We start from the raw sequence: 3,219 nt of genomic DNA, 5'->3' as shown, positions 1-3,219 counted from the left end.
GCGAAATACTGGAAGCCGTCGTCTCCTGTGCCGCCCCATATGTGCTAGCATCCCCGCAAGCATCTGCCTCCCATTTTTTGAAGGATTCCAGGCATGGAAACGACGCTGCGCCCGCTCTCTCTTGGAGAGATTCTCGATCGAACCGCCGAACTCTATCGCTCAAATTTTCTTCTCTTCGCCGGCATCTCATCGGTGTATGGCGGCATCCTGCTGGTGCTGAGCCTGGTGCAGATCGCGGCGCAGCGTGCCGCGCTGGCGATGCACATGACAACTGGCCTGGTTGTGGTGTCGGTGATTGGGCTCCTTATCCTCTGGCTCGCCATCTTCGTGGCCGGCGGTTTGGCTATGGCGGCCAACACGCGTGCCGTAGGCTGGGTACATCTGGGTGAGCAGGCCAGCATCGGCGCCGCCTATCGCACCATCCTCCCACGCACCGCGCGCTACTTGTGGCTGATGACCATCACGTACTTTCGTGCCTGGTTTCCGTGCGTGCTCGTCTACGGAGCTTATGCTGCACTGATCCTCGTTTATATTCGCCCAACAAAACTCCTTGCCCCTCACGCCGCTCCGCCTGACCCCAAGACCATGATCGTGTTCCTGGCGTCGAGCGTTGTGTTTCTCTTCCTGCTCCTGGGCTCACTTGTGTACGGCATCCTGATGAGCCTGCGTTATTCGTTGGCCGTGCCTGCATGCACCGTGGAGAACCTGAAGGCGCGCGACGCAATCCGCCGCAGCGTTCAACTGAGCAAAGGCTCGCGCGGAAGCATCTTCATGCTGGGGCTGCTTGCCCTCATCATTCAATTGGGGTTGACCGGCATCACGCAGGGTTTCTTTCTCGTGGTTGGCCTCAAGCACCACGGAGTTCTGCCGCTGTGGATGAGCGTGACGCAGCAGTTCCTCGCATTCCTGACCAACACATTTGTGCAACCCATTTACGCGACCGGCTTCACCCTCTTCTATTACGACCAGCGCGTGCGCAAAGAGGGCTACGACATCGAACGCATGATGCATGCGGCGGGAATGACCGAACCTCAGCCCGCGCTCGCACTCGGCTCCTCAATCGGCGAACTGGCATCTTTGGAACGCGGAAACGGGCATGAATGAGCCGCTCCATCCGCTGAGCCTGGCGGAGATTCTCGACCGCACAGCGCAACTCTACCGCTCGCGCTTTCTTGTCTTCCTCGGCATCGGAACCATCCCCGCGGGGACGCTATTTGTCTTCGCGGCGGGATCCTTCGCCTTTTTCACCTGGATGGGCTCGACATCAAGACACGGCGCAACCGTGGCGGATACCCTCGTGTGGGCGTTCCTCATCCTGCTCGTGGTCCTCGCAATTCCGGCTACCCTGGGTACCAGCGCCTTGGGTGAAGCCGCCATGAGCGAGGCCGCGGCCCGTCTCTTCCTGGGCGATCAGATCAGCATCCGAAGCGCCTATAAAGCGGCCTGGAAGCGCGGCTGGCGCTACGTCGGCCTTTTTATTTTGCAGGGACTGGTCATCGTTGGCGCGCCTGCCGTCGTGTTTCTGATTGCTGTGTTTGCGATGGTCGCCGGCAAAGTCAGAGGCATTGCGACAAACGACAACAGTCCACTGTTTGCCGGGCTTCTCCTTCTGGTCTTGCTCGTTCTCGGCGCATTTGCCATTTGGATGCTGCTGCGCTTTTGCCTGGCATTTCCGGTGAGTGTCGTCGAACAGTCTTCCGCGTGGAGCGCCTTGAAACGCGGCGTGCTGCTTAGCCACGGAACCCGCGCTCGAATCTTCCTGCTCTATCTGCTGGGAGTCTTTCTGAGCCAGATCCTCGCCTGGTGCGTCACGTTTCCCGTCCTGCTTGCGATTGCGTTCATGCCGGGCTTGCAAGGCCAGGCACATGCACAGGCAGTCGGCATGGTTGCCCTGTTTGTGACCTACGGAGCGTTCTTTGTCGTGAAGGCTCTTACCAAGCCGATTTACGGAATCGCACTCACCGTCTTCTATTTCGATCAGCGCATCCGCAAAGAAGGATTCGATATCGAGTGGATGATGCAGCAGGCCGGATTGATGGCGCCGTCCGCTCCAATGCCGTCGACAAAAGCCGCACCGTCGCTCTCGCTTGAGGATGATATTTCGATGTCGATCAATCCGGCAGTAACAACCATCAATCCTGAAACGTCCGAGCCGATCTTCACGCACCATGCGATTTCAGAGAACTTACCCGGCAAGGAAAACTCATGAGCTGCGGCACCTGCCAGTCTCACGCTCCACCGCGGTAACCCTCCGCCTCATGAGCCTGTGCGAGAACATCGCCCCTTTCTACTATCATCAGCGCATGCGTCTTGATGGATTCGACATTGAGTGGGGGATGGACGCCGCCCGTATGAACACACCTGCTCCCGCTCGGAGACAGGAAATTGTAAAAGAACCTGCTTCGCTGGAGGAGTTCCCGGGGTGATGTCCATGCGAAGACTATTCGGCCCTTTGCCGATGCTCGTCGGGGTCCTCGCCGCGATCACAGCGACCGCCCAGACCCCCGCGTTGTCATCCGCACAATCCACCGTGCGCTGGCGCGATGTGTCGATGGAAGACTACCGACGGCATCTCGACACGCTTGCCTCGCTTGTCGACGCCTGCGCAACGGCGCGCAACATCAAGACCTGTGATCCTTCCCTCATCGGTCCCGATGATCGAGTGCCGATTGTGAACGGCTCGCAAACTGACCAGCGCCTCGTGCGGTACGGCTGGCTGCGCGTGTTGTTTTCGAAGGCTGAAGATCCCGATCAGCCGGTGGCAACGGTACCCAGGCCGGGGCATGTGCAGGAGGCAGTCCAGGATCACTCGCCGACATCGCAGCTCCTGAAAGACGCAAAACAGCGCCTCGAAGACGATCTCGCCCAATCGCACCTGCCCATTGCATCCGTTCCGCCTCACGTTCAGGAACGCGCCGTGATGCAACAAGTCTTGGCCGAACCGGAGTTCCGCGATCTGAAGCTGACCGTTCGCGATTCGGTCCTGGAGAAATTCGGTAACTGGCTCAATCGTCTTTTCGAAAGCGCCGCAAATCTCAAGGCGCGCTCAGCATGGGTTGGTCGCGCCCTGGTCTGGGGATTCATTCTGGCGGTTTGTGTGGCGCTGGTTTGGTCACTGCTGCGATTAGAGCGACGCTGGCGCGTTCAGCTCACTCCCGATCTCGATCGGCCTGCGCCCGGCGCAGCTTCGGCGCGCGATTGGCAGCTGTGGCTTGAGGA

Annotated in this window: 3 protein-coding genes; all 3 read left to right on the top strand. The window is 59.4% G+C overall.

Annotated features, from left to right (window positions below; all coding sequences use genetic code 11):
* Positions 1-93: 93 nt before the first annotated feature.
* A complete protein-coding gene (locus WA354_RS13775) occupies positions 94-1,104 on the top strand; it encodes a glycerophosphoryl diester phosphodiesterase membrane domain-containing protein (RefSeq protein WP_472813589.1) in 1,011 nt (336 codons plus the stop codon).
* Positions 1,097-2,209 (top strand): hypothetical protein, encoded by a 1,113-nt coding sequence (locus WA354_RS13770; RefSeq protein WP_472813588.1) that lies wholly within the window; start codon positions 1,097-1,099, stop codon positions 2,207-2,209. The genes WA354_RS13775 and WA354_RS13770 overlap by 8 nt, the downstream gene beginning before the upstream one ends.
* 216 nt (positions 2,210-2,425) lie before the next feature.
* Positions 2,426-3,219: hypothetical protein (locus WA354_RS13765; protein ID WP_472813587.1), on the top strand; the 794-nt coding region annotated here is incomplete at its 3' end.

This window comes from Occallatibacter sp. (assembly GCF_049802275.1).
Taxonomy (GTDB): Bacteria; Acidobacteriota; Terriglobia; order Terriglobales; family Acidobacteriaceae; genus Telmatobacter.
The sequence above is the reverse complement of the archived record's forward strand: the minus strand, read 5'-3'. Positions and strand labels throughout refer to the sequence as shown.